Here is a 23,987-nt window from a genome sequence, read left to right on the forward strand (position 1 = left end):
TCCCGCAGACGCGGCCTCAGCGCAGGCGCAGCTCGAACATCTCCTCGTCGCCGCTTTGCTGGGTCGCCCGCAGCGGAAGGTAGTGCCGCTGCGGGTCGAGCCAGACCTCGACGCGGGTGTCGTAGGGTCCGCGCGGCTCGCGCCGCAGGTGCAGCGCGGGCACCGCGCCGGCGCGGGTGGGCACCGGCTCCATGCCCAGCACCTCGACGCTCCAGGCGGCGCCGTCGCCGCGCGCGCCCACCACCTGCAGCACGATGCGCTGCCCGGCGGCGCGCCGCGCCGGGTCGGCGGCGACGATGCCCGGCAGCTGCACCATCCAGCTCAGCCGGTCCTGCACACCCGGGTACAGCGGCAACTCGTGGGTCGGGCCGGAGAAGCTGATGCGGCCGACGTCGCGGCGGAAGTTGGCCGCCTGCATCGCTCGCCGCGCCCGCTGGTCGGTGAATCGCTCGGGCGCCAGGCCGCGGGCATCGAGCCGGCCCCGGCTGGCCTGCGTCAGGACGCGCAGGCCGAGCACGGTGCCGTCGAGCTGCAGCTCGTAGCGTGCGCCGTCGGGGCGCCAGGCGAGCGTGCCGGTGCCGGTCAGCATGCCGCGGCGCAACTCGTACTCCAGCGTCAGCGGCGGCGGCAGCACGACCTTGTAGAGCGGCGGCGGCTCGCCGCCCGGCGGCTGGGCCGGGGCGGCGGAGGCCGCGGCCAGGGCCATCGGCGCCATCGGTAGCGGCCCGCTCGCCGCCGTTGCCTCGGCCGGGGCCGCGGCGGGCAAGTCGTGTTCGGCCCCCGCGTCGGTCTCCGGGGCGGCCTCGGCCACGGGCTGCGTCACCGCCGGCTCCGGCGCCGCGGCCACCGGCCCGGCGGCCTCGGGCGCTTCGGCGGACGCGGGCTCCGGTGCGGCCGGCAGGCGGCGCGCCGGCACGGGCGCCCCCGGCTCCGGCCGCTGGGGGGCCGGCGCCGCGACGGGGGCCGGAGCCGGTGTCGTCGGGGCAGGATCGGGCGCGGGCGGCGCCGGCCAGCTCACGCTGCGCACCTGCACCGGGGCGGGCCCGGGCGGCGCAGGAGGCCCGGCAGTCCCGAGCGGCACGCCGCCGAGCAGGAGCGCGTGCAGCAGCAGCGCCAGCAGCACGGCCACGCCCAGGCCCGCCGGGCGCAGCGCCTCAGGCCGCGCCGGTGCCATCGGCCCCTCCGCTTCCTGCCCCGACAATGGCGCTCCTCGTCATCCGCAGATCCTGCTTCCCCGCATGAAACTCGCCAGCTACCACGACGGCTCGCGCGACGGCCAGCTCGTCGTCGTCTCGCGCGACCTTTCCACCGCCCACTATGCCAGCGGCATCGCCGGCCGGCTGCAGCAGGTGCTGGACGACTGGAACTTCCTGTCGCCGCAGCTCGAGGACCTGTACCAGACGCTGAACCACGGCAAGGCGCGCCATGCCTTCCCGTTCGAGCCGAAACGCTGCCTGGCGCCGCTGCCGCGCGCCTACCAGTGGGCCGACGGCTCGGCCTACCTGAACCACGTGGAGCTGGTGCGCAAGGCGCGCGGCGCCGAGATGCCCGAGAGCTTCCGCACCGACCCGCTGATGTACCAGGGCGGCAGCGACGACCTGCTCGGCCCTTGCGCCGACATCCTCTGCGTCGACCCGGCCTGGGGCGTGGACTTCGAGGCCGAACTCGCCGTGGTCACCGGCGACCTGCCGCTCGGCAGCACGCCCGAGGCGGCGCTCGAAGGTGTGCGCCTGCTGATGCTGGTCAACGACGTCTCGCTGCGCCATCTGATCCCCGCGGAGCTGGCCAAGGGCTTCGGCTTCCTGCAGAGCAAGCCGGCCACCGCCTTCGGCCCGGTGGCGGTGACCCCCGACGAACTCGGCAACGCCTGGCAGGGCGGGCGCGTGCACCTGAACCTCGAGACCCTGTGGAACGGCCGGCGCGTCGGCCTGGTCGACGCCGGGCCGGAGATGCACTTCCACTTCGGCGAGCTGATCGCGCACCTCGCGAAGACGCGCCGGGTGCGCGCCGGCAGCATCGTCGGCGGCGGCACGGTCAGCAACCGCGATGCGACACGGGGCTACGCCTGCATCGCCGAGAAGCGCGCGCTCGAGACCATCGAGCATGGCGAGCCGCGCACCGGCTTCCTGCAGCCCGGCGACACGGTGCGCATCGAGGTCCGGGGCGGCGACGGGCAGAGCGTGTTCGGCGCGATCGAGCAGACCGTCGTCGTGCCTCAGGCGGCGTAGACCGTCCCCAGCGAGCGGAAGCCCTTGACCTCGATCGGGTTGCCGGAAGGGTCGCGGAAGAACATGGTCCATTGCTCGCCCGGCTGGCCGGCAAAGCGCTGCTGCGGCTCGAGCACGAAGCGTGTGCCGGCGGCGCGCAGCCGCTCGGCCAGCGCCTGCCAGTCCGGCAGCTCGAGCACCAGGCCCAGGTGCGGCATCGGCACCCGGTGCTCGCCCACCAGGCCGGTGTCGGTGGTGGGGAACGGCGTGCCGAGGTGCAGCGAGAGCTGGTGGCCGAAGAAGTCGAAGTCCACCCAGGTCGCCGTGCTGCGCCCCTCGCGGCAGCCGAGCACGCCGCCGTAGAAGGCGCGTGCCGCGTCCAGGTCGTGCACGTGGTAGGCGAGGTGGAACAGGCTCTTCATGGTCGCTGCCGGGCGGGGTCGGTCGTTCCATGGCATCGTAAGCGCATGTCCGCCGAATTGCCGCGCACGCTCAAGGTCGTCACCGTCTGGCTGCTGGTCGGCCTGGGGCTCTTCCTGGGCGTGCAGTGGTGGCTGCACCAGGCGGCGCAGACCCGCTTCACCGCGGGCACCGACGTGATCGAGATCCGGCGCGGCCCGGACGGCCACTACCACTGGCCCGGTCGCATCAACGACCTGGACGTCGAGTTCCTGGTCGACACCGGCGCCACCGGCACGGCGATCCCCACCCGGCTGGCGCGCGAGCTGGGCCTCGAGAGCCTCGGGCAGGTCAGCTCCAGCACTGCCGGCGGCGTGGTCACCGGCGACATCGTGCGCGCCGACATCGCGCTGCGCGGCGGCGTGACGGCGCAGCGCCTGCGCGTGATTGCGCTGCCGGGCCTGGACGATCGTCCCTTGCTCGGCATGGACGTGCTCGGGCGCCTGCACTGGCAGCAGCGCGACGGCGTGCTGCGCATCGAGCTGGGCAAGCTGCGCCACTGAGGGCCGACGACGATGACGCTGCTGCGCCGCTGCCTGCTCGTGCTGCTCGCCGGGCTGCCCGGCATCCTGCGCGCCCAGGCCCCCGACTGCCCGCCGCCGGTGGCCCCGCCCAGCCTCGAGATGGCCGCCGAAGGCCTGCGCCAGGCGCGCGACCGCGGCTTCCTGTGGCGCATCGAGAAGGACGGGCATGTCTCGCACCTCTACGGCACGCTGCACGTGGCGCGGCGCGACTGGATGTTCCCCGGTCCGCGCGTGCGCGAGGCGCTCGGCGCCAGCGACACGCTGGCGCTCGAGCTCGACCTGCTCGACCCGCAGACCGCGCAGCACATGGCCGAAGGCATGGAGGGCGGCGGCGGCGCGCCGCTGCCGGCCGCGCTGCAGCGCCGCCTCGAGCGCCGCGCGCAGGACGAGTGCGCCGACCCGGCGCTGTTCGGCCGCCTCGGGCCGGAGATGAAGATCGCCGCGCTGACCATGCTGGCCGCGCGCCGCCAGGGGCTGGAGGCGATCTACGGCGTCGACCTGTTCCTGGCCGGATGGGCGCGCAGCCAGGGCCAGCGCGTGGTCGGGCTGGAGACGCCGCGCGAGCAGCTGCAGGCGATCGGCGGCGGCCCGCCGGGCGACCTGGTCGCGCTGCTGGACAGCGGCCTGCGCGAACTCGACTCGGGCCGTTCGCAGGCGATGCTCGCGCGCCTGGCCCAGCTGTGGGCCGACGGCGACCTGGCCACGCTCAGCGCCTACCCCGAGTGGTGCCAGTGCCTGGGCACGCCGGCCGAGGTGGCCGCGATGCGCCGCCTGCTCGACGAGCGCAACCCGGTGCTGGCGCAGCGCGTCGACGCGCTGCATGCGGGCGGCGCGCGGGTGTTCGCCGCGGTCGGCAGCCTGCACATGATCGGCGTGCACGGCCTGCCCGCGCTGATGGCGCAGCGCGGCTACCGGGTCGAGCGCGTCGTGTTCGAGCCCGCCGCGCTGGACCTGCGCGCGTTGTGGGACTTCGCCGACCCGGCGCGCTCGGAGGAGCGTTTCCGCGCCGCGCTGCAGCGTGCCGGCGGCGACGCGGCGCTGGTGCTGCAGACCCAGATCGCGCGCACGTTCGGCCTGCGGCGGCGCTTCGACGAGGGCCATGCGCTGCTCGACGGCCTGGCCGGCGCGCTGCCCGGCGCCGGCGCCGAGCCGCGCGTGCGCGCGCTGCTCGAGCGCGGCCGCCTGTGGCGCTCGGCCGGTGCGCCGGAACGTGCCCGGCCGCTGTTCGAGCACGCCCTCGCGCAGGCCGACGGGGCCCGCCTGCCGGAGCTCGCGATCGACGCGATGCACATGGTCGCGCTGGTCGAGCCCGACCCGGCGCTGCAGATCGAGGGGGGCCGGCGCGCGCTGGAGCGCGCCCGCGGCAGCACCGACCCGCGTGCGCGGCGCTGGGAGGCCTCGCTGGCGCACAACCTCGGCATGGCGTTGATGGACGCCGGCCGGCCGGGCGAGGCGCTGGAGAGCTTCCGCCAGGCGCTGGCGGCGCGCGAGCGCGCGGGCGAGCGCCCCGAGATCCGCGTGGCGCGCTGGGCGGTGGCCTGGGCGCTGCGCCGGCTCGGCCGGCATGCCGAGGCGCTCGAGATCCTGCAGCCGCTGGCGCGCGAGCTGGCGGCCGACGGCGCGCACGACGGCTGGGTCTGCGAGGAGCTGGGCGAGAACCTGCTCGCCCTCGGCCGCCCGGCCGAGGCGCGGCCCTGGTTCGCGCAGGCGCACGCGCTGCTGTCCGGGCAGCCGCCGCCGCAGCGGCCGGACGACACGCGGCTGGCGCGGCTGCTCGAACTGTCGCGCTGAGGCGCGCCCGGGCGCACAATGCCTGCGCACCCCAGAACCACACCCAGAGGAGACACCATGGCCGACGCCGCCAACTTCACCAAGCTCGTCCCCGGCTTCGACTTCCTGCAGGGCCTGGTCAAGAACGCCGGGGCCGCGCTGCCCAACATCGGCCAGTGGGTCGCGCCGACGCTCAACCCCGAGGAGCTGGAAAAGCGCATCGAGGAGCTGCGCACGGTGCAGTTCTGGCTCGAGCAGAACGCCCGCATGCTCGGCGCCACCATCCAGGCGCTCGAGGTGCAGCGCATGACGCTGTCGACGCTGAAGACGATGAACGTGCAGATGGAGGACCTGCGCGAATCGCTGCAGATCCGCATGCCCGCGCCGGCCGAGACGGCGCCCAGGTCGGCCGAGCCGGCGCCGGCGCCGGCGACGACGGCCAGGCGCAAGCCGGCACCGGCGCGCAAGACGGCCGCCGCCAAGGCGGAGCCGCCGGGCGTGGTCGACCCGATGCAGTGGTGGGGCGCGCTGACCAAGCAGTTCACCCAGCTCGCCACCAGCGCGATGAAGGACAGCGCTAGCGACGCCGCCAAGAACCTGGCTGGCGCGATGGTCAAGCAGAGCGTCGACGCCGCCGGCCAGACGCTCAAGAAGGCCGCCGGCATGCCGGCCGCCGTGGCGCGCAAGGCGGCCGGCAAGGCCGCTTCGCGCAAGCGCGCCACGGCCGCGGGGAGCTGAAGGGCGCGCGATGCAACCGTTCCTGCAGGCCCACGCGACGCACCCCGACTGGCGCCTCGCGCTGGCGATGGTGCAGCCGCAGCTCGAGGCGCAGCAGCGCGCGCGCGAGGCGGGCTGGACGCCGACGCTGGGCTGGGTCTACCTGACCGACCACTACGCCACCCAGGCCGAGGCGCTGCTGGCCGAGTTGCGCAAGCGCTGGCCGGGCGTGGCCTGGGTCGGCAGCGTCGGCATCGGGGTGGCGGCCAGCGGCGTCGAGTATGTCGACGAGCCGGCCCTGTCGCTGATGCTGGCCGACCTGCCGGTGTCGGACTTCCGCCTCTTCTCCGGCACCCGGCCGCTGGGCGGTTTCGCGGCCCATGCCGCGCTCGTGCACGCCGACCCCGGCACGCCGGACCTGCCCGAGCTGCTGGCCGACCTGAGCGGCAAGACCGACAGCGGCTACCTGTTCGGCGGGCTGGCCTCCTCGCGCGGCCGCACCGTGACCATCGCCGACGCGGTGCTGCAGGGCGGCCTGTCGGGCGTCGCCTTCGGCCCCGAGGTGGCGCTGGTCTCGCGCGTCACCCAGGGCTGCCAGCCGATCGGCCCGCGCCGCACCATCACCGCGGTGCAGCAGAACGTGGTGACGCGGCTCGACGGCACGCCGGCGCTGGACTGCCTGCTGGCCGACCTCGGCCTGCCCGGGCGCGACCCGCGCGAGGCGCTGCCGCAGATCCGCCGCACGCTGGTGGGCCTGTCCGATCCGGCCGACGGCGCCGACGGCCTGGCGCGGCCGGGCGCGTTCGGCCCCGACACTCGGGTGCGCCACCTGATCGGGCTGGACCCGGCGCAGCGCGGCATCGCCGTGGCCGACCAGCCCGAGGCAGGCCAGCAGCTGGCCTTCTGCCAGCGCCACACCGAGGCGGCGCGGCGCGACCTGGTGCGCATCTGCGCCGAGATCCGCGAGGAGCTCGCCCCCGCGCACGAGCCGGCGCTGCTGCAGGGCGGCGCGGCCGAGCCGGCCGCCGCCACGGTGCGCGGCGCCGTCTACGTGAGCTGCTCGGGCCGCGGCGGGCCGCATTTCGGCGCGCCCTCGGCCGAGCTGCAGATCGTGCGCCGCGCGCTCGGCGACGTGCCACTGGTCGGTTTCTTCGCCAACGGCGAGATCGCGCGCCACCACCTGTACGGCTACACCGGGGTGCTGACGGTCTTCACGTCGGCCGGCTGAGGCCATGGCGGCCGGCCGCATCCCGCCGATCCATTGCCTGCAGAGCTTCGAGGCGCTGGCGCGGCTGCGCAGCGTCACCCTGGCGGCCGACGAACTGAGCGTGACACCCAGCGCGGTGAGCCACCGCATGCGCCAGCTCGAGTCGCAGCTCGGCGTGCGGCTGTTCGCGCGCGGCGACTTCAGCCTGAGCGCCGACGGCGCGGCCTACCTGGCGCGGGTGCGCGAGGGCCTGCAGGCGCTGCAGCAGCTGCCCGGCCAGGGGCACGCCGCCGGACCGGTGCGGCTGCGCCTGGCGGTGACGCCGACCTTCTCGCGCCAGATCCTGCTGCCCAGGCTGGCGCTGTTCCGCCATGCCTACCCGGACGTCGAGCTGATCCTGCAGGTGGCGATCCCGCTGCTGGACGTGAAGGCCGAGGAGGCCGACCTGGAGGTGCGCTACGGCACCGGCCCCTACGCCGGCGTGGAGCAGCTGCGCATCCTCAGCGACGAGGTGGTGCCGGCGTGCAGCCCGGAATACCTGCACGAGGCCGGGCCCTTCGACGGCTTCGACACCCTCGAGCAGGTGAGCCGCGCGCGTCTGATCCGCAGCCCGCTCGAATCCTGGAACACCTGGTTCCGCGCCTGCAGCATCGCGCTGCCCGAGCCGCGCGAGGGCGCGCAGTTCAACGACGTCGGCCTGATGCTCGACGCCGCCGCGGCCGGCTTCGGTGTCACGCTGATGCGCCTGAAGCTCGGGCGCGACTGGCTGGCCAACGGGCGGCTGGTGCGGCTCTCGCCGCGTTCGGTGCCGTCGCCCAACCACCACTTCCTGTGCTGGAAGCCGGGCGCGCTGGAGCGCTGGGAGTGCGCCGCCTTCGTCGACTGGCTGAAGCAGGCGCTGAGCTGACGCCCTGAAGAATCCTCACGCGCGGCGCCAACAGACTTCACGCGCAGCGCCCGCCGCCGGCCCTACAGTCGCGTCCCGATCGACGGGCGGCGCGCAGCGGGCGCGTTACAGTCGGCCACGCGATCCGAAGGACGTCCGATGAACGCACCGACCACGATGCCCGCCGAACTCGGCCTCGCCGGCGGCGTCGCGACGAACGGCCGCGCGGCGCGCCGCGCCGAGGTCGTGGCCGAGCTCGCGCCGCTGCTGCCGCCGCACGCGCTGCTGTGGCACAGCGAGGACACCATCCCCTACGAATGCGACGGGCTGACGGCCTACCGCCAGCAGCCGCTGGTGGTGGCGCTGCCCGAGACCGAGGAGCAGGTCGCCGCCGTGCTGCGCACCTGCCACCGGCTCGGCGTGCCGGTGGTGGCGCGCGGCGCCGGCACCGGGCTGTCGGGCGGCGCGCTGCCGCACAAGCTGGGCGTGACGCTCAGCCTGGCGAAGTTCAACCGCATCCTCAAGCTCGACGCGCTGGCCCGCACGGCGCGTGTGCAGTGCGGCGTGCGCAACCTCGCGATCAGCGAGGCCGCGGCGCCGCACGGCCTGTACTACGCACCCGACCCCTCGAGCCAGATCGCCTGCACGATCGGCGGCAACGTGGCCGAGAACTCCGGCGGCGTGCACTGCCTGAAGTACGGCCTGACGATCCACAACGTGCTGCGCGTGCGCGGCTTCACGATCGAGGGCGAGGCGATCGAGTTCGGCTCCGAGGCGCTCGACGCCGCCGGGCTCGACCTGATGAGCGTGCTGGTGGGCAGCGAGGGCATGCTGGCGGTGATCACCGAGGTCACCGTCAAGCTGGTGCCCAAGCCCCGGCTGGCGCGCTGCATCATGGCCAGCTTCGACGACATCCGCAAGGCCGGCGCGGCGGTGGCCGACGTGATCGGCGCCGGCATCATCCCGGCCGGCCTGGAGATGATGGACAAGCCGATGACGGCCGCGGTCGAGGACTTCGTGCATGCCGGCTACGACCTCACGGCCGAGGCCATCCTGCTGTGCGAGAGCGACGGCACGCCCGAAGAGGTGGAGGAAGAGATCGCCCGCATGGTCGAGGTGCTGAAGGCCAGCGGCGCGACCGGCATCGCGGTCAGCGAGAACGAGGCGCAGCGCCTGAAGTTCTGGAGCGGGCGCAAGAACGCCTTCCCGGCCTCGGGCCGCATCAGCCCCGACTACATGTGCATGGACTCGACCATCCCGCGCAAGCGCCTGGCCGACATCCTGCTCGCCATCGCCGAGATGGAGAAGAAGTACGAGCTGAAGTGCTGCAACGTGTTCCACGCCGGCGACGGCAACCTGCACCCGCTGATCCTGTTCGACGCCAACGACCCCGACCAGCTGCACCGCTGCGAGCTGTTCGGCGCCGACATCCTCGAGACCAGCGTGCGCCTGGGCGGCACGGTGACCGGCGAGCACGGCGTGGGCGTCGAGAAGCTCAGCTCGATGTGCGTGCAGTTCGCGCCGGCCGAGCGCGAGCAGATGCTCGCGCTCAAGCGTGCCTTCGACCCGCAGGAGCTGCTCAACCCGGGCAAGGTGATCCCGACGCTGCACCGCTGCGCCGAGTACGGGAAGATGCATGTCTCGCGCGGCCTGCTGCCGTTCGCGGACATTCCGCGCTTCTGACATGAAAGACCCCGCGCTGCAGATCCTGATCGACCGCGTGCTCAGCGCCCAGGCCGCCGGCGCGCAACTCGACATCCGCGGCGGCGGCACCAAGGCCTTCTACGGCGAGGTGCCGGTCGGCGAGCCGCTGGACACGCGCGTCCTCGAGGGCATCTCGAGCTACGAACCGACCGAGCTGGTCGTCACCGCGCGCTGCGGCACCTCGCTGGCCAAGCTGGAGGCGACGCTGGCCGAGCAGGGTCAGTGCCTGCCCTTCGAGCCGCCCCATTTCGCGCCCGGCGCGACGGTCGGCGGAATGGTCGCCGCGGGGCTGGCCGGCCCGGCGCGTGCGGCGGTCGGCTCGGTGCGCGACTACGTGCTCGGCGCCACGCTGCTCAATGGCCGCGCCGAGGTGCTCAGCTTCGGCGGCCAGGTGATGAAGAACGTGGCCGGCTACGACGTGGCGCGCCTGCTGGCCGGCTCGCTGGGCACGCTGGGCGTGATCCTCGAGGTCTCGCTGAAGGTGCTGCCGGTGGCCCCGGCCACGGCGACGCTGCGCTTCTCGATGGACCAGGCGCAGGCGCTCGACCGGCTCAACCGCTGGGGCGGCCAGCCACTGCCGATCAACGCCAGCGCCTGGTGGGACGGCACCCTGCTCGTGCGCCTGCGCGGCGCCTTCGCGGCGGTGCAGTCGGCCATCGCGACGCTCGGCGGCGAGCTGATCGAGCCGGCCCACGCCGCGCCGTTCTGGGACGGCCTGCGCGACCACGGTGACGAGTTCTTCGCCAAGGCGGCCGCCGCGGTGGAGGCCGGCGCCGCGCTGTGGCGCCTGTCGGTGCCGCAGACCGCACCGGTGCTGGCGCTGCCCGGCGAGCAGCTGGTCGAGTGGGGCGGCGCGCAGCGCTGGCTGTGCAGCGGCGTCGGTGCCGCCGCGGTGCGCGACGCGGCCGCCAGGGCGGGCGGCCACGCGACGCTGTTCCGCGCGCGGGACAAGTCCGCCGGCGCGTTCGCGCCGCTGAAGGCGCCGCTGGACCGCATCCACCGCGAGCTGAAGAAGGCCTTCGACCCCTCGGGCGTGTTCAACGCCGGCCGGCTCTACCCGGGGCTCTGAGCAGATGCTCGTGCTGCGGGGCCTTGCCTGGCTGCTGCTGGCCCAGTCGCTCGGCGAGGCGCTGGCGCGCCTGCTCGAGCTGAAGCTGCCCGGCCCGGTGCTCGGGCTGCTGCTGATGCTCGCGGCGCTATCCTTCGAGGCGGTGCGCACGCCGGTGGCCGCGGCGGCGGACACCCTGCTGGCCCACCTCTCGCTGCTGTTCGTGCCGGTCGGCGTGGGCGTGATGACGCACCTCGGGCTGCTCGCGCAGTACGGGCTGCGCATGCTGCTGGTGATCGTGGCCTCCACCTTCGTCGGCCTGGCCGTCACGGCGCTGGTGCTGCGCGCGGCGCTGCGGAGGCGTGCCTGATGCACGAGGTCGTCGAGCTGTGGGTCTACCTCTCTGCCACGCCGCTGTTCGGGCTGACCGCGACGCTGGTCACCTACGTGCTGGCGCAGGCGCTGTACCAGCGCGCCGGGCAGGCCCCCTGGGCCAACCCGGTGCTGTGGACGGTGCTGATGCTGGCCACCCTGCTGACGCTGACGAACACGCCCTACCCGAGCTACTTCTCGGGCGCGCAGTTCATCCACTTCCTGCTCGGGCCCGCGGTGGTGGCGCTCGCCTGGCCGCTGTGGCAGCGCCGGCACGAGCTGCGCGCACGCGCGGTCGCGCTGCTGGGCGCCGCACTGGCGGGCGGCGCGGCGGCTGCCGGCAGCGCGGTGGCGCTCGGCTGGGCGCTCGGCCTGCCCGGCGAGGTGCTGCGCTCGCTCGCGCCCAAGTCGGTGACGGCGCCGGTGGCCATGGGCATCGCCGAATCGCTCGGCGGCATCCCGGCGCTGGCCGCGGTGTTCGCGGTGCTGACCGGCCTGGCCGGCGCGATCGGCGCCAAGTACCTGTTCGACGCGCTGCGCATCGGCGCACCCGAGCAGCGCGGCTTCGCGCTCGGCACCGCCTCGCACGGCATCGGCGCCGCGCGGGCGATGCAGGTCCACCCGGACGCCGGCGCCTATGCCGGCCTCGCGCTCGGCCTGCAGGCGGTGCTTGCCGCGCTGCTGATGCCGCTGCTGGCCCATTTCCTCTGAGCCCCACCCACCATGCAGACCACGCTCGCGCCCGAGTTCCAGAACACGCCCGAAGGCCGCGAGGCCGAGGCGATCCTGCGCAAGTGCGTGCATTGCGGCTTCTGCACCGCCACCTGCCCCACCTACCAGCTGCTCGGCGACGAGCTGGACGGCCCGCGTGGCCGCATCTACCTGATGAAGCAGGTGCTCGAGGGCAAGCCGGTCACGCGTGCCACCCAGCAGCACCTGGACCGCTGCCTGACCTGCCGCAACTGCGAGACCACCTGCCCGAGCGGCGTGCAGTACGGTCGCCTGGTGGACATCGGGCGCCACATCGTCGAGCAGCGCGTCGAGCGCCCGGCGCAGGAGAAGGCGGTGCGCTGGATGCTCAAAGAGGGCCTCACGTCGCCGGCCTTCAAGCCCGCGCTGGCGCTCGGCCGGCTGGCCCGGCCCTTCCTGCCCGCGGCGCTGAAGTCCAAGGTCCCGGCCGCGGCGGGCGACCGCGCGCACCGCTGGCCGACGCGCACGCACCCGCGCAAGGTGCTGATGCTGCTGGGTTGCGTGCAGCCGGCGATGATGCCCAACGTCAACAGCGCCACCGCGCGCGTGCTCGACGCCGCAGGCATCCAGACCCTGGTGGCCGACGGCGCCGGCTGCTGCGGCGCGCTGCGCGCCCACCTGGCCGACCACGACGGCGGCCTGGCCGACATGCGGCGCAACGTCGACGCCTGGTGGCCGCTGGTCTCGGCCGGCACGGTGGAGGCGATCGTGATGAACGCGTCGGCCTGCGGCGCGACGGTGAAGGACTACGGCCACGCGCTGCGCGACGATCCGGCCTACGCCGAGCGCGCCGCGCGCATCTCGGCGCTGACGCGCGACCTCTCCGAACTGCTGCCCGAGATCGTGCCCAGGCTCAAGCCGCGCCTGCAGCGCCGCGGCCTGTCGCAGATCGCCTTCCATCCGCCGTGCACGCTGCAGCACGGCCAGCAGCTGCGCGGCGGCGTCGAGGCCGGCCTGGCCGAGCTGGGCTTCGACGTCAGGCTGGCCGCCAGCGAGGCGCACCTGTGCTGCGGCTCGGCCGGCACCTACTCGGTGCTGCAGCCCGAGCTCTCGACCCAGCTGCGCGACCGCAAGCTCGCCAACCTGTCGCCGCTGCAGCCGCAGGTGATCGCCTCGGCCAACATCGGCTGCATCCAGCACCTGCAGTCGGGCACGCAGACACCGGTGAAGCACTGGGTCGAGATCGTGGACGAATGCCTGGCCTGAACACCTGCTCACGATCGGCCGCCGGCGCTTAAGGCAGGGCTAACCCGCCCTGCCGAGCATGCCTGCATCGAACACGGCGCCACCGCGGCGCCTGCGGGAGCATGCATGGCGATGGCCTGTCGAGACGAGGAACCCCGGTCCGTGCCGGCGCCGGGCACGCTGCGCCTGCACGGGCGCGACGACGCGCAGCGCGCCGAGGTCGAGCAGTTCATCCGCACCGTCTATGCCGAGCGCTTCGGCGCCGTGCTGCGCCGCTTCGCGCCGCAGCTGGTGAGCCTGCGCGATGCCGACGGGCACATCACCGCGGCCGCCGGCTACCGCAGCGCGGCAACCGACACGCTGTTCCTGGAGCGCTACCTGGACGAGCCGGTGCAGGTCGCGCTGGCCCGCCATGCCGGCGAGGCGCCGGCGCGTGCCGGCATCGTCGAGGTCGGCCACCTCGCCGCGGCGCGCGCCGGCGAAGGCCGGCGCCTGATCCTGCTGCTCGGCCCGCACCTGGCGGCGCAGGGCTGCCAGTGGGTGGTCAGCACGCTGACCGAGGAGTTGCGCGCGCTGTTCGTGCGCATCGGCGTGACGCCGCTGGCCCTCGGCCGCGCCGACGCGGCCATGCTCGGCGCCGAGGCGGCCGACTGGGGCGACTACTACGAGCACCAGCTGGTGGTGCTGGCCGGCCACCTGCCGCTCGCCCTGCGCCGCCTGGCGCGCCGCATCGCGCAGGAGCAGGGCGCATGACGCTGCCGGTGCTGGAAGCGCTGCGGCGCCATGCCGGGTGCGTGGTGCTGGAGGACGGCACGCGCGGCTGGCACGCCGAAGAGCTGCTCGCCGAGGTCGAAGCCCTGGCCACGCGCCTCCACGAAGGCCGCGTGCGTGTGCTGGCCACGCTGCTGGACAACGGCGTGCCCTGGATCGTCGCCGAGCTCGCCGCGGCGCAGGCCGGCTGCGTGCACCTGCCGCTGCCGGGTTTCTTCACACCCGCCCAGCTGCGCCATGCGCTGCAGTCCGCCGGGGCCGATGCATTGCTGCTCGCCCCCGCCCATGCCGCCGCCTTCGCATCGCTGCCGGCGGCCGACCTCGGCCTGGCCGGCACCCCGCTCGCCTGGCTGCGCCTGCCGGCCGCGCCCGTGGCCCTGCCGCCGGGCACGACCAAGCTCACCTTCACCTCCGGCACGACCGGCACGCCCAAGGGCGTCTGCCTCGGGGCCGCGGCGCAGCAGGCGGTGGCCGACGGCCTGGCCCAGGCCACCGCAGCGCTGGCCATCACGCGCCACCTGAGCGCGCTGCCCTATGCGCTGCTGCTGGAGAACATCGCCGGCGTGCTGGCGCCGCTGACGCAGGGCGCGACGACCATCGCGCTGCCGCTGGCCGAGATCGGCCTGGCCGGCGCGTCGTCGTTCGATCCGGCGCGCCTGCACGCCGTGGTCGAGCGCACCCGGCCGCACAGCCTGATCCTGCTGCCGCAGATGCTGCGCGCCTGGGTCGGCTGGCTGCGCGGCAACACGCGCCGCGCGCCGGAATCGCTGCGCCTCGTCGCCGTCGGCGGCGCGGCCGTCGGCGCACCGCTGATCGAGGCCGCGCAGTCCCTCGGCATCCCGGCCTGCGAGGGCTACGGCCTGTCCGAGGCCGCCTCGGTGCAGACGCTCAACCTGCCGGGCGCGCAGCGGCCCGGCTCGGCCGGCCGCGTGCTGCCGCACGCGCGCCTGCGCATCGCCGCCGACGGCGAGATCGAGATCGCCGGCAGCCTGTTCCTCGGCTACCTGGGCGAGTCCGCACCGGTGCCGGCCTGGTGGGGCAGCGGCGACCTCGGCCACGTCGACGCCGACGGCTTCGTGCACGTGCACGGGCGCAAGAAGCAGGTGCTGATCACCGCCTACGGCCGCAACGTCAGCCCGGAGTGGGTCGAGACCACGCTGCGCGGCGACGACGCGGTGGCCCAGGCGGTGGTGTTCGGCGACGGCGAGCCCGCCCTGAGCGCCGTGCTCTGGCCGACCCGCGAGGCCTTGCCCGACGCGGCGCTGCAGGCCGCGGTGGCGCGCGCCAATGCGCAGCTGCCCGACTACGCGCGGGTGCAGCGCTGGTGCCGCGGCGCGCGCCCCTTCGACGCCAGCGGCGGCATGGCCACGCCGAACGGCCGGCCGCGCCGCGCGGCCATTCTTTCCCTGCACGCGGCCGCGCTCGGCCTCGCCGCGCCGGCCCTGGAGACCCCATGAGCAACATCCCGTTCTTCCAGCGCCTGCTGCGCGACACCGAGGCGGCCCGGGCCGGCCTGGTGGCGGCCCCAATCATCCAGGGCTGCCTGGCCGGGCGCGTGTCGCTGCCGAGCTACGTGGCCTTCCTGACCGAGGCGTACCACCACGTGCGCCACACCGTGCCGCTGCTGCGCGCCTGCCGGGCCGCGCTGCCGGCACGGCATGCGCCCTGGCTGGGCCCGGCGCTGGACGAGTACGTCGAGGAGGAGCAGGGCCACGACGAGTGGATCCTGGACGACATCGCGGCCTGCGGCGCCGACGCGCAGGCGGTGCGCCACGGCCGGCCCGGCCACGCCACCGAGGTGATGGTGGCCTACGCCTACGACACCATCGCGCGCGGCAACCCGCTCGGCTTCCTCGGCATGGTGCACGTGCTCGAGGGCACCAGCGTGGCGCTCGCGCTGCAGGCGGCCGACCAGATCCAGGCCCACCTGCGCCTCCCCGACCGCGCCTTCAGTTACCTGCGCTCGCACGGCACGCTGGACCGCGAACACACCGCGCATTTCGCGCTGCTGATGGACCGCATCGAGGACCCGGCCGACCAGGCCGCGATCGTGCATGCGGCGCGCGCCTTCTACCGCCTCTACGGCGACGTGTTCCGCAGCCTGCCGCTGCCCGAACCCGTGGAGGCCCTGGCATGAAGGCCGCCGACGCCCGGGTGCTGCTGACCGGCGCGACCGGCGGCATCGGCCAGGCCGTGGCGGCCGAACTGCTCGCGCGCGGCGCCGCCGTGATGCTGACCGGGCGCTCGCCGGGCCGGCTGGCCGCGCTGGCGCGCAGCCTGGGCGACAGCGCGGCGCGGCGCGCACGCCTGCACTGGCACCCGGCCGACCTGGACGACCCGGCCGCGCTGGCCGGGCTGTGCGAGGCCGCGGTGCAGTGGCAGGCCAACGTGCTGGTGAACAACGCCGGCGTGCCGAGCTTCGGCCGGCTCGAGGCGCTCGGCGCCGCGCACCTGGAGCAGGTGCTGCACACCAACCTGGTGGTGCCGATGCGGCTGACGCAGGCGCTGCTGCCCTGGCTGCGCAGCCGCCCGGCGGCGCAGGTGATCCAGGTCGGCTCGGTGCTGGGCCGGCTCGGCCTGCCCGGCTACAGCGTCTACAGCGCCAGCAAGTTCGGCCTGCGCGGCTTCGCCGAGGCGCTGCGCCGCGAGCTGCGCGGCAGCACCGTGCGTGTGCAGTACCTCGGCCCGCGCAGCACGCGCACCGGCTTCAACGACGGCCGCGTCGACGCCTACAACCGCGCCACCGGCACCGCGGTGGACGACCCGCAGCGCGTGGCCGCCGCGCTGGCCGAGCTGCTCGAGAGCGGCGCGGCGGAACGCTTTCTCGGCTGGCCCGAGCAGCTGGCAGTGCGCGTCGGCTCGCTCGTGCCCACCTTGCTGGACGGTGCCTTCGACAAGCACCGCGCCAGCCTGCCCCCTTCGATGGAGACCTCGTCATGATCCGCCGCCTCGCCCTGCTCCTACTGCTGCTCGCCCCGACCGTCGGCCGCGCCGGCCCGCTCGAGGACGGCATCGTCATGCTGCAGCACGACTGGGAACTGATTCGCTACCAGACCCCCGCCGCCGAGCGCGAGAAGCGCTTCGAGGCGCTGGCCGCGAAGGCGCACGAGTTCAGCGAGGCGAATCCGCAGCGCAGCGAGCCGCTGGTGTGGGAAGGCATCATCGTCAGCTCCTGGGCCGGCGAGAAGGGCGGGCTGGGCGCGCTCTCGCTGGTCAAGAAGGCCAAGGCGCTGTACGAGAACGCGATCCGCATCGACGCCAGTGCGCTGGAGGGCTCGGCACTGAACAGCCTCGGGGTGCTGTACTACAAGGTGCCGGGCTGGCCGATCGGCTTCGGCGACAAGGACAAGGCGCGCGAGCTGATCGGCAAGGCCCTGCAGATCAACCCGAACGGCATCGACCCGAACTACTTCTACGGCGAGTTCCTGCTCGAGACCGGCCACGCGGCCGAGGCCGCCACCTACCTCGAGCGCGCCCTCGCGGCGCCGCCGCGTCCGGGCCGCCAGGTGGCCGACACCGGCCGGCGCGAGGAGGCCCGCGCCCTGCTCGAGAAAGCGCGCGCCGCACGCTGATCCGGGCCCGGCGCTCCCCCGGGCCGATGCTGAGGGGTCTGCGGCGTTTCGGGACTAGCATGACCGGGCGGACATGGACCTCACCCATCATCTCGACGCGCCGGCAGGCGGTACCGCGGAGTTCACGCTGCATCGCGCGACCCACCTGCCGGACGGGGCGCCCGTGCTGGTGAAGCTGAGCCGGGGCGACGCGGCCGACACGCAGCGGCGCCGCACCGAGTTCGCGCTGCTGCGGGGCCTGGAGTCCCCCGGCATCGCAGCACCGCGCGCGCTGGCCGACACGCCCGCCGGGCTGCTGCAGGTGTTCGACCCGCTGCCCGGCCTCCTGCTCGAGACCCTGCTCGACCAGGGCCCGCTGGCGCCGCCGCTGTTCCTGCGCCTGGCGCAGCAGATGGCGCAGGTGCTGGCCGCGCTGCATGCCAGGGGCTTGATCGCCTGGGACCTGCGTCCGGCCCACTGGCTGGTGGACCCGGCGCAGCAGCGCATCCGGCTGATCGACGCGAGCCGCGCCGTGCCCGAGACGGCCGGCCTGGTTGCGCCGCCGCCGGATGCCGATGCCGACTGGCCCGGCCTGTCGCCGGAGCAGACCGGCCGGCTCGCCGGAACGGTCGATGCGCGCAGCGACCTCTACGCGCTCGGCGTCGTGTTCTACCGCATGCTGTGCGGCGCGCCGCCGTTCGTCGCCCACGATCCGCTCGAGTGGGCCCACTGCCATACGGCCCGCCAGCCGGCGGCGCCGGCCGAGCGCAGGCCCGGGGTGCCGCCCGCGCTGTCGGCCCTGGTGATGAAGCTGCTCGCCAAGTCGCCCGAGGCGCGCTACCGCAGTGCCCGGGGCCTGCTGGCCGACCTGGCGCAGGCCGAGGCGGACTGGCAGGCGCACGGCCGCATCGAGCCGTTCGTGCTCGACGCACACGACGCCGGCGGCCGCCTGCAGTGGCCGCGCCGGCTCTACGGGCGCGAGGCGGAGACGGCGGCGCTGCGGCACGCGCTCGATGCCGCGGCCAGCGGGCGCCGGCCCGGGCTGGCGACTATCCGCGGGCCGGCCGGGACGGGCAAGTCGGCGCTCGCGGGCAGCTTGCGCGAGGCCGTCGCGCAGCTCGGCGGCGTGATGATCGCGGCCCGCTTCGACCGGTCCGGCCGGGAGCTCCCGCAGGCCGCCTGGCGCGACGCCCTGCAGCAGCTCGTTCCACCGCTGCTGGCCGGCAGCGACGCGACGCTGGCGGCGACGCGCGCGCGCCTGACCGGCGCGCTCGGCAGCGCGGCCGCCGCGTTGCTCGAGCTGGCGCCCGAACTCGCGCCGCTGCTCGGCACCGGCGCCGGCGCGCCGACCCGGGGCGGCCAAGCGCAGCAGCTCCGGCTCGCGTTGCGCCGGCTGCTGCACGCCAGCGCCCGCTGCATCGGGCCGCTGGTGCTGTTCCTGGACGACCTGCACCACGCCGACGAGGCCAGCCTGCCGCTGCTGGCCACGCTGCTGCACGACGACCCGGCCGAGGAAGGCGCGGCGCTGCTGCTGGTGCTGGCCTGGTGCGACGATGGGCCGGCCCCCGCCGGCGATGCCGCACTCGGCGCCGCGCTCGACGAACTGCGCGGCAGCGTGGCGGCGCCGGTGGAGATCCGGCTCGGGGCGCTCGCGCCCGACGCACTCGCCGCGCTGCTGGCCGACACGCTCGGCATCCCATCGCCGCAGGCGGCCCCGCTCGCGCAACTGCTCGGGCCACGCTGCGGCGGCAATCCGCTCCTCTTCGTCCAGTGCGTCGAGGCGCTGCGGCATGCCGGCCTGCTGGGCTGGGACCCTGGCGCCGGCGCCTGGCACTGGGACCTGGCCGGGATCGAGGCCACGCCGGTGCCGGACGGCGCGGTCGGCCTGGCCGCACAAGGCCTCGACCGGCTCGCGCCGCCGGCGCGCGCGGCGGCGCAGCTCGCCGCCGCGCTGGGCGAACGCTTCGATCTGGCGACGCTGGCCCGCGCCGGCGCGCAGAGCCCGGAGGTTCTGCGCGAGCACCTTCAGGCGGCCGCGGATGCCGGCCTGCTGGTGCTGGCCGGCGACGGCGGACACTTCCTGCACGACGGTCTGCGCGTGGCCGCCTACGAATCCATCCCCGCGCCGCAGCGGGCGGCGCTGCACCTGCAGCTGGCGCGCGCGCTGGACGCCGATGCCGCGTCACGCACCGGGCGGCTGTTCGAGATCGCGGCGCAGTACCGGCATGCCAGGCCGGACGCGCTCGCCGGCCCCGAGCGGGCGCTCGCCGCCGATCGCCTGGAACGCGCCGCGCGCCGCGCCCGCGCGGCCGGCGCGCATGCCCTGGCGGCCGAGCTGTACGCGGACACGCTGGCGCTGTGCGGCGAGGCACCCGCGGCGCGGCGCCTGGCGCTGCTGCTCGGGCGCGCGGACTGCGCGCTGGCCACCGGCGACCTCGACGGCGCGCAGGCCCTGGTGCAGCAGGCCCGGCCGCTGGCCGCGTCGCCGCTCGACGCGGCGACGCTGCAGCGTCGGCAGCTCCAGCTGCACGTGCTGCGCTCGGAGAATGCCAGCGCGGTCGAGAGCACGCTGGCCTGCCTGCGCAGCCTGGGCATCGCGCTGGAGGCGCACCCGGACGACGCGCAGGTGCAGGCCGAGTTCGAGGCCGTCCGGCGCCGGCTCGACACTCGTGCCCCCGAGACGCTGGCCGAACTGCCGCTGTCGACCGACGCCGAGCTGCGGCAGGCCACGCAGCTGCTCTCGGTGCTGCTCGGGCCGGCCTACTTCACCGACTTCCGCGCCTACTGCCTGATCCTGTGCCGCATGGTCCGGCTCATGCTCGAGCGCGGCCGCACCGAGGCCAGCGCCCATGCCTGCGCCTTCTTCGGCGTCGTGCTCGGGCCGGTGTTCCACCGCTACCACGAGGGCGAGCGCTTCGTTCAGCTCGCCGGCCGGCTGGCCGAGCGCGGCGAGGCCGGGGCGAGCCGGGCCGCGATCCACTATGCGCGCGCCCTGGTGGCCGGCTGGACGCGCCCGCTGGACGAGGCCGTCGCGGCGATGCGCCGCGCCGCCACCCTGGCGGAGGAGGACGGCGACACGGCCTTCGCCTGTTATGCACGCTCGCAGGTGGTCGGCTTCCTGCTGCTGCGCCACGACCCGCTGGACGCGGTGGCCCGCGAGGCCGAGCAGCACCTCGCCCGGGTGCGCGCGGCCCGTTTCGACGACGTGGCCGGCATGATCGTCGCGCAGCTGCGCTTCATCGCCGCGCTGCAGGGCCGCACCGCCGCACCGGACCGCTTCGACGGCCCGGACTTCGACGCGGCGGCCTTCGAGGCCGGGCTCGGCGACCGGCGCACCGCGACGATGGCCTGCTTCCACTGGATCCTGCGGCTCGAGGCCAGCCTGCTGGCCGGCGACCCGGCGGCCGCCCTGGCGCATGCCGAACGCGCGCAGCCGCTGCTCTGGTCGGCCACCGCGCACCTGCAGCTGCTCACCTACCACTGCTGCAGCGCGCTCGCGCTGGCAGCGCAGGGCGAGCCGGCCGACAGGGCAGCAGGTGCCCCCTGGCGCGCCCGGCTGCAGGCGCATCTGGCGCAGCTGGCGGAATGGGCCGAGGTGAACCCCGCCACGTTCTCCGACAAGCACCGGCTGGTGGCGGCCGAGATCGCCCGCCTGGACGGCCGCGACGCCGAGGCGACCGACCTGTACGAGCAGTCGCTCGCCGCCGCACGCGCCGGCGGCTTCGTGCACACCGAGGCGCTGGCCAGCGAGCTGGCGGCGCAGTTCCACCGCGCACGCGGCCACGCGGTGATCGCCGAGGCCTACCTGCGCGACGCCTGGCGCCACTACGAACGCCGGGGCGCCGCCGCCAAGCTGCGCCAGCTCGAGGCGCGCCATCCGCAGCTGCGCCCGGCGGTGCCCGCGGCGCCGGCCGCGGCGCTCGACCAGCTGGCCATCGCCAAGGCGGCGCAGGCGATCTCCGGCCGGCTGGTGCTCAGCGAGCTGGTCGACACGCTGCTGCGCGTGGTGCTCGAGCAGTCGGGCGCGCAGCGCGGCGCGCTGCTGCTGGCGCGCGGCGGCACCGGGCTGGCACTGGCCGCACTCGCGCAGGTGCGCGACCAGGCCATCCACGTGCAGGCGGATCCGGCCGGGCCGGACGCCGCGTTGCCCGGCACCCTGCTGCACTTCGTCGAGCGCAGCCGCACGCCGGTGCTGCTGGGCGACGCACACGCCGCGCACGCGTTCGAGGCCGACCCCTACTTCGCGGCCGCCGCGCCGCGCGCGCTGCTGTGCCTGCCGCTGCTGCACCGCGGCGCGGTGGTCGGCGCGCTGTACCTCGAGCACCGCGAGCTGCCCGGCGTGTTCACCGCGCCGCGCCAGGGCGTGCTGGAGCTGCTCGCCGGCCAGGCCGCCATCGCGCTGGAGAACGCCGCCCTGTACGCCGAGCGCGACCGGGAGATCCAGGAACGGCGCCGCGCCGAACAGGCGCTGCGCAGCAGCGAGGCGCGCTTCCGCCGGCTGGTCGAGTCCGACATCATCGGCGTGTTCTTCTGGTCGCTCGACGGCCGCATCAGCGAGGCCAACAGCGCCTTCCTGCAGATGATCGGCTGCAGCCGGGAGGACCTGCTCGCCGGCCGCATCGACTGGGCCGCGATGACCCCGCCCGAGCACCGCGAGCGCGACCGCCAGGCCGGCGAGGAGCTGCGCCGGCGCGGCACCTGCGCCGCCTACGAGAAGGAGTACCTGCTGCGCGACGGCACGCGCCTGCCGGTGCTGATCGGCGCCGCGCTGCTGGAGGGCTCGAGTGACCACGGCGTCGCCTTCGTGCTCGACCTGAGCGAGCGCCGCCGCGCCGAGGCCGAGCAGCGCGCCCGCGCCGCCGCCGAGGCGGCCAACCAGGCCAAGAGCGAGTTCCTCGCCAACATGAGCCACGAGATCCGCACGCCGATGAACGCGATCATCGGCATGTCGTGGCTCGCGCTGCAGGGCCCGCTGGCGGCGCAGCAGCGCAACTACGTCGAGAAGGTGCACCGCTCGGCCGAATCGCTGCTCGGCGTGATCAACGACATCCTCGACTTCTCCAAGATCGAGGCCGGGCACCTCGAGATGGAGGACATCGCGTTCTCGCTCGGCGACGTGTTCGACCATGTCGCCGGGCTGCTCGTGCTGAAGGCCGAGGAGAAGGGCCTCGAGCTGCTGCTCGACCTGCCGCAGCACGTGCCCGTGCAGCTGCGCGGCGATCCCTCCCGGCTCGGCCAGGTGCTGCTGAACCTGGGCAGCAACGCGGTCAAGTTCACCGAGCGCGGCAGCGTCGTGATCAGCGTGCGCGAGCTGGAGCGCCCGGCCGATGCGGTGCGGCTGCGCTTCGAGGTGCGCGACAGCGGCATCGGCATCGCCCCCGCGCAGCGCGCGCGGCTGTTCCAGCCCTTCTCCCAGGCCGACGCGTCGACCAGCCGGCGTTTCGGCGGCACCGGGCTCGGGCTCGTCATCAGCCGCCACCTGGTGCAGCGCATGGGCGGCGAGCTCGACGTGGACAGCACGCCCGGCCAGGGCAGCTGCTTCCACTTCGACGCGCGCTTCGGGCTCGCCGGGCCCGGGCCCGCGGCGCAGCCCGAGGCGGCGCTGCCGCACGAACTGCGCGGGGCGCGGGTGCTGGTGGTCGACGACAACGAGATGGCGCGCGAGCTGCTGCAGCGCATGTGCCGCTCGCTCGGCCTGGACACCGATGCGGCCGACGACGGCGCGCCGGCGGTGCAGGCGGTGGCGGCCGCCGACGCGGCCGACCGGCCCTACCGGCTGGTGCTGCTGGACTGGCGCATGCCGGGCCTGGACGGCATCGGCTGCGCCGGGCGCATCGCCGTGCTGCCGCTGCGCCATCCGCCGCCCACGGTGCTGATGCTGACCGCGTTTGCGCGCGAGGAGGTGCAGCGCCGCCTGGCGGCCGAGCGCGTGCGGGTGGCCGCCACGCTGGTCAAGCCGGTCACGGCCTCGACGCTGCTGGACGCCTGCCTGGCCGCGCTGCACGTGCCCGGCCGCGTGCCCTCGCGCGATGCGCGGCGCGAGGAGGCGCTGGCCGCGCACGCCGCGCGCCTGGCCGGCACCCGGGTGCTGCTGGTCGAGGACAACCCGATCAACCAGGAGCTGGCGCGCGACATGCTGGGCCGCGCCGGGCTGCAGGTGCAGGTGGCCGGCGACGGGGAACAGGCGCTCGCCCGCCTGGCGCAGGGGCCGTTCGACGTGGTGCTGATGGACTGCCAGATGCCGGTGATGGACGGCTATGCCGCGACCCGCGCGCTGCGGCAGGACCCGCGCTGGCGCGAGCTGCCGGTGATCGCGATGACGGCCAACGCGATGGCCGGCGACCGCGAGGCGGTGCTGGCCGCGGGCATGAACGACCATGTGGCCAAGCCGATCCGGGTCGACGAGCTGTTCGGCGCCCTGGCCCGATGGGTCCCGGCGCGCGGCGCTGCGCCGGCCGGACGCTGGCCCGGCATCGACAGCGCCGGCGCGCTGGACCTGCTCGGCGGCAACGAGGCGCTGCACCGGCGGCTGCTGGGCATGTTCGCGCTGCGCGAGGCGGACTTCGTGGCGCGCTTTCGTGCCGCGCACGGCGGCCCCGATGCCTCGGACGCCGTCCGGCTGGCGCACGACCTGCGCGGCGTGGCCGCCACGCTGGGCGCGGCCGAGCTGGCCGAGGCGGCCGGCGCGCTCGAGCAGGCCAGCCTGCACGACGCGACGCCGGCCGAGATCGACGCTCGGCTGGCGCTGGTGTCGCGCCGGCTCGATCCGCTGGTCGCGGCCCTGCGGGCCGACCCGGAGGTGATGGCCGCGGCCGCCACGGCGCGACGCTGACGCG

At 75.2% G+C, this 23,987-nt stretch carries 19 protein-coding genes; 17 read left to right on the top strand and 2 right to left on the bottom strand.

The annotated features are described in order from the left end of the window. Positions 1-16: 16 nt before the first annotated feature. Positions 17-1,174 carry a DUF3108 domain-containing protein gene (locus D9C15_RS13105; protein ID WP_127997896.1) on the bottom strand — a complete coding sequence of 386 codons (1,158 nt, stop codon included), beginning with the start codon at positions 1,172-1,174 and terminating at the stop codon, positions 17-19. A 64-nt stretch (positions 1,175-1,238) separates the two neighbouring features. Between D9C15_RS13105 and D9C15_RS13110 the strand changes: the two genes are divergently transcribed. Further along, complete coding sequence (locus D9C15_RS13110) at positions 1,239-2,228, top strand: fumarylacetoacetate hydrolase family protein (protein ID WP_127997897.1); 990 nt, start codon at positions 1,239-1,241, stop codon at positions 2,226-2,228. Here D9C15_RS13110 and D9C15_RS13115 read toward each other — a convergent pair. After that, a complete protein-coding gene (locus D9C15_RS13115; RefSeq protein WP_127997898.1) occupies positions 2,216-2,629 on the bottom strand; it encodes a VOC family protein in 414 nt (137 codons plus the stop codon). The genes D9C15_RS13110 and D9C15_RS13115 overlap by 13 nt on opposite strands. Before the next feature lie 45 nt (positions 2,630-2,674). On the opposite strand from D9C15_RS13115, the gene D9C15_RS13120 reads away from it, so the two are divergent. The 16 genes from D9C15_RS13120 (at position 2,675) to D9C15_RS13195 (ending at position 23,983) form a co-directional block, all read left to right on the top strand. Beyond that, positions 2,675-3,169 (top strand): retropepsin-like aspartic protease family protein, encoded by a 495-nt coding sequence (locus D9C15_RS13120; protein ID WP_127997899.1) that lies wholly within the window; start codon positions 2,675-2,677, stop codon positions 3,167-3,169. Positions 3,170-3,181: 12 nt separating this feature from the next. Continuing rightward, positions 3,182-4,981 (top strand): TraB/GumN family protein, encoded by a 1,800-nt coding sequence (locus tag D9C15_RS13125; protein WP_127997900.1) that lies wholly within the window; start codon positions 3,182-3,184, stop codon positions 4,979-4,981. 57 nt (positions 4,982-5,038) lie between these two features. Further along, on the top strand, positions 5,039-5,698 hold the full coding sequence (locus tag D9C15_RS13130; protein WP_127997901.1) for a PhaM family polyhydroxyalkanoate granule multifunctional regulatory protein: 660 nt from the start codon (positions 5,039-5,041) through the stop codon (positions 5,696-5,698). A gap of 10 nt (positions 5,699-5,708) precedes the next feature. Beyond that, positions 5,709-6,905, top strand: coding sequence for an FIST signal transduction protein (locus D9C15_RS13135; RefSeq protein ID WP_127997902.1), 1,197 nt, complete (start codon positions 5,709-5,711; stop codon positions 6,903-6,905). Between the two features lie 4 nt (positions 6,906-6,909). Next, positions 6,910-7,791, top strand: coding sequence for a LysR substrate-binding domain-containing protein (locus D9C15_RS13140; protein WP_127997904.1), 882 nt, complete (start codon positions 6,910-6,912; stop codon positions 7,789-7,791). 138 nt (positions 7,792-7,929) lie between these two features. Next, the gene (locus D9C15_RS13145; RefSeq protein ID WP_205854793.1) at positions 7,930-9,453 is read left to right on the top strand and encodes an FAD-linked oxidase C-terminal domain-containing protein; all 1,524 of its coding nucleotides are present in this window, start codon (positions 7,930-7,932) and stop codon (positions 9,451-9,453) included. 1 nt (position 9,454) lies between these two features. After that, positions 9,455-10,543, top strand: a complete 1,089-nt coding sequence (gene glcE, locus D9C15_RS13150) for a glycolate oxidase subunit GlcE (RefSeq protein WP_127997906.1) — start codon at positions 9,455-9,457, stop codon at positions 10,541-10,543. Between the two features lie 4 nt (positions 10,544-10,547). Beyond that, positions 10,548-10,892 carry a CidA/LrgA family protein gene (locus D9C15_RS13155; protein WP_127997908.1) on the top strand — a complete coding sequence of 115 codons (345 nt, stop codon included), beginning with the start codon at positions 10,548-10,550 and terminating at the stop codon, positions 10,890-10,892. Beyond that, positions 10,892-11,605, top strand: a complete 714-nt coding sequence (locus tag D9C15_RS13160; protein WP_127997910.1) for an LrgB family protein — start codon at positions 10,892-10,894, stop codon at positions 11,603-11,605. The genes D9C15_RS13155 and D9C15_RS13160 overlap by 1 nt, the downstream gene beginning before the upstream one ends. Positions 11,606-11,617: 12 nt before the next feature. Then, the gene (gene glcF / locus D9C15_RS13165) at positions 11,618-12,850 is read left to right on the top strand and encodes a glycolate oxidase subunit GlcF (protein WP_127997912.1); all 1,233 of its coding nucleotides are present in this window, start codon (positions 11,618-11,620) and stop codon (positions 12,848-12,850) included. Between the two features lie 111 nt (positions 12,851-12,961). Further along, positions 12,962-13,582 carry a thermostable hemolysin gene (locus tag D9C15_RS13170; protein ID WP_240668400.1) on the top strand — a complete coding sequence of 207 codons (621 nt, stop codon included), beginning with the start codon at positions 12,962-12,964 and terminating at the stop codon, positions 13,580-13,582. Beyond that, positions 13,579-15,057, top strand: a complete 1,479-nt coding sequence (locus tag D9C15_RS13175) for an AMP-binding protein (protein ID WP_127997916.1) — start codon at positions 13,579-13,581, stop codon at positions 15,055-15,057. Before D9C15_RS13170 ends, D9C15_RS13175 begins: the two co-directional genes overlap by 4 nt. A gap of 5 nt (positions 15,058-15,062) precedes the next feature. After that, entirely contained in the window at positions 15,063-15,737 is a 675-nt protein-coding gene (locus tag D9C15_RS13180; RefSeq protein WP_127998792.1) for an iron-containing redox enzyme family protein, read from the top strand. Then, positions 15,734-16,540: an SDR family oxidoreductase gene (locus D9C15_RS13185; RefSeq protein ID WP_127997918.1), complete on the top strand. Its 807-nt coding sequence runs from the start codon at positions 15,734-15,736 to the stop codon at positions 16,538-16,540. The genes D9C15_RS13180 and D9C15_RS13185 overlap by 4 nt, the downstream gene beginning before the upstream one ends. Next, on the top strand, positions 16,537-17,172 hold the full coding sequence (locus D9C15_RS13190) for a tetratricopeptide repeat protein (protein WP_127997920.1): 636 nt from the start codon (positions 16,537-16,539) through the stop codon (positions 17,170-17,172). The genes D9C15_RS13185 and D9C15_RS13190 overlap by 4 nt, the downstream gene beginning before the upstream one ends. 73 nt (positions 17,173-17,245) lie before the next feature. Continuing rightward, the gene (locus D9C15_RS13195; protein ID WP_127997922.1) at positions 17,246-23,983 is read left to right on the top strand and encodes a response regulator; all 6,738 of its coding nucleotides are present in this window, start codon (positions 17,246-17,248) and stop codon (positions 23,981-23,983) included. Positions 23,984-23,987 lie beyond the last annotated feature (4 nt).

The organism is Piscinibacter defluvii, assembly GCF_004011805.1.
Taxonomy (GTDB): domain Bacteria; phylum Pseudomonadota; class Gammaproteobacteria; order Burkholderiales; family Burkholderiaceae_C; genus Piscinibacter; species Piscinibacter defluvii.

Bases quoted from the DNA above. Each gene is read 5' to 3' on its own strand.
- D9C15_RS13130 (WP_127997901.1), top strand. From the start codon at position 5,039: ATGGCCGACGCCGCCAACTTCACCAAGCTCGTCCCCGGCTTCGACTTC.
- D9C15_RS13170 (WP_240668400.1), top strand. From the start codon at position 12,962: ATGGCCTGTCGAGACGAGGAACCCCGGTCCGTGCCGGCGCCGGGCACG.
- D9C15_RS13135 (WP_127997902.1), top strand. From the start codon at position 5,709: ATGCAACCGTTCCTGCAGGCCCACGCGACGCACCCCGACTGGCGCCTC.
- D9C15_RS13195 (WP_127997922.1), top strand. From the start codon at position 17,246: ATGGACCTCACCCATCATCTCGACGCGCCGGCAGGCGGTACCGCGGAG.
- glcE (WP_127997906.1), top strand. From the start codon at position 9,455: ATGAAAGACCCCGCGCTGCAGATCCTGATCGACCGCGTGCTCAGCGCC.
- D9C15_RS13175 (WP_127997916.1), top strand. From the start codon at position 13,579: ATGACGCTGCCGGTGCTGGAAGCGCTGCGGCGCCATGCCGGGTGCGTG.
- D9C15_RS13145 (WP_205854793.1), top strand. From the start codon at position 7,930: ATGAACGCACCGACCACGATGCCCGCCGAACTCGGCCTCGCCGGCGGC.
- D9C15_RS13190 (WP_127997920.1), top strand. From the start codon at position 16,537: ATGATCCGCCGCCTCGCCCTGCTCCTACTGCTGCTCGCCCCGACCGTC.
- D9C15_RS13110 (WP_127997897.1), top strand. From the start codon at position 1,239: ATGAAACTCGCCAGCTACCACGACGGCTCGCGCGACGGCCAGCTCGTC.
- D9C15_RS13120 (WP_127997899.1), top strand. From the start codon at position 2,675: ATGTCCGCCGAATTGCCGCGCACGCTCAAGGTCGTCACCGTCTGGCTG.
- D9C15_RS13125 (WP_127997900.1), top strand. From the start codon at position 3,182: ATGACGCTGCTGCGCCGCTGCCTGCTCGTGCTGCTCGCCGGGCTGCCC.
- D9C15_RS13155 (WP_127997908.1), top strand. From the start codon at position 10,548: ATGCTCGTGCTGCGGGGCCTTGCCTGGCTGCTGCTGGCCCAGTCGCTC.
- D9C15_RS13115 (WP_127997898.1), bottom strand. From the start codon at position 2,629: ATGAAGAGCCTGTTCCACCTCGCCTACCACGTGCACGACCTGGACGCG.
- D9C15_RS13140 (WP_127997904.1), top strand. From the start codon at position 6,910: ATGGCGGCCGGCCGCATCCCGCCGATCCATTGCCTGCAGAGCTTCGAG.
- D9C15_RS13105 (WP_127997896.1), bottom strand. From the start codon at position 1,174: ATGGCACCGGCGCGGCCTGAGGCGCTGCGCCCGGCGGGCCTGGGCGTG.
- glcF (WP_127997912.1), top strand. From the start codon at position 11,618: ATGCAGACCACGCTCGCGCCCGAGTTCCAGAACACGCCCGAAGGCCGC.
- D9C15_RS13160 (WP_127997910.1), top strand. From the start codon at position 10,892: ATGCACGAGGTCGTCGAGCTGTGGGTCTACCTCTCTGCCACGCCGCTG.
- D9C15_RS13185 (WP_127997918.1), top strand. From the start codon at position 15,734: ATGAAGGCCGCCGACGCCCGGGTGCTGCTGACCGGCGCGACCGGCGGC.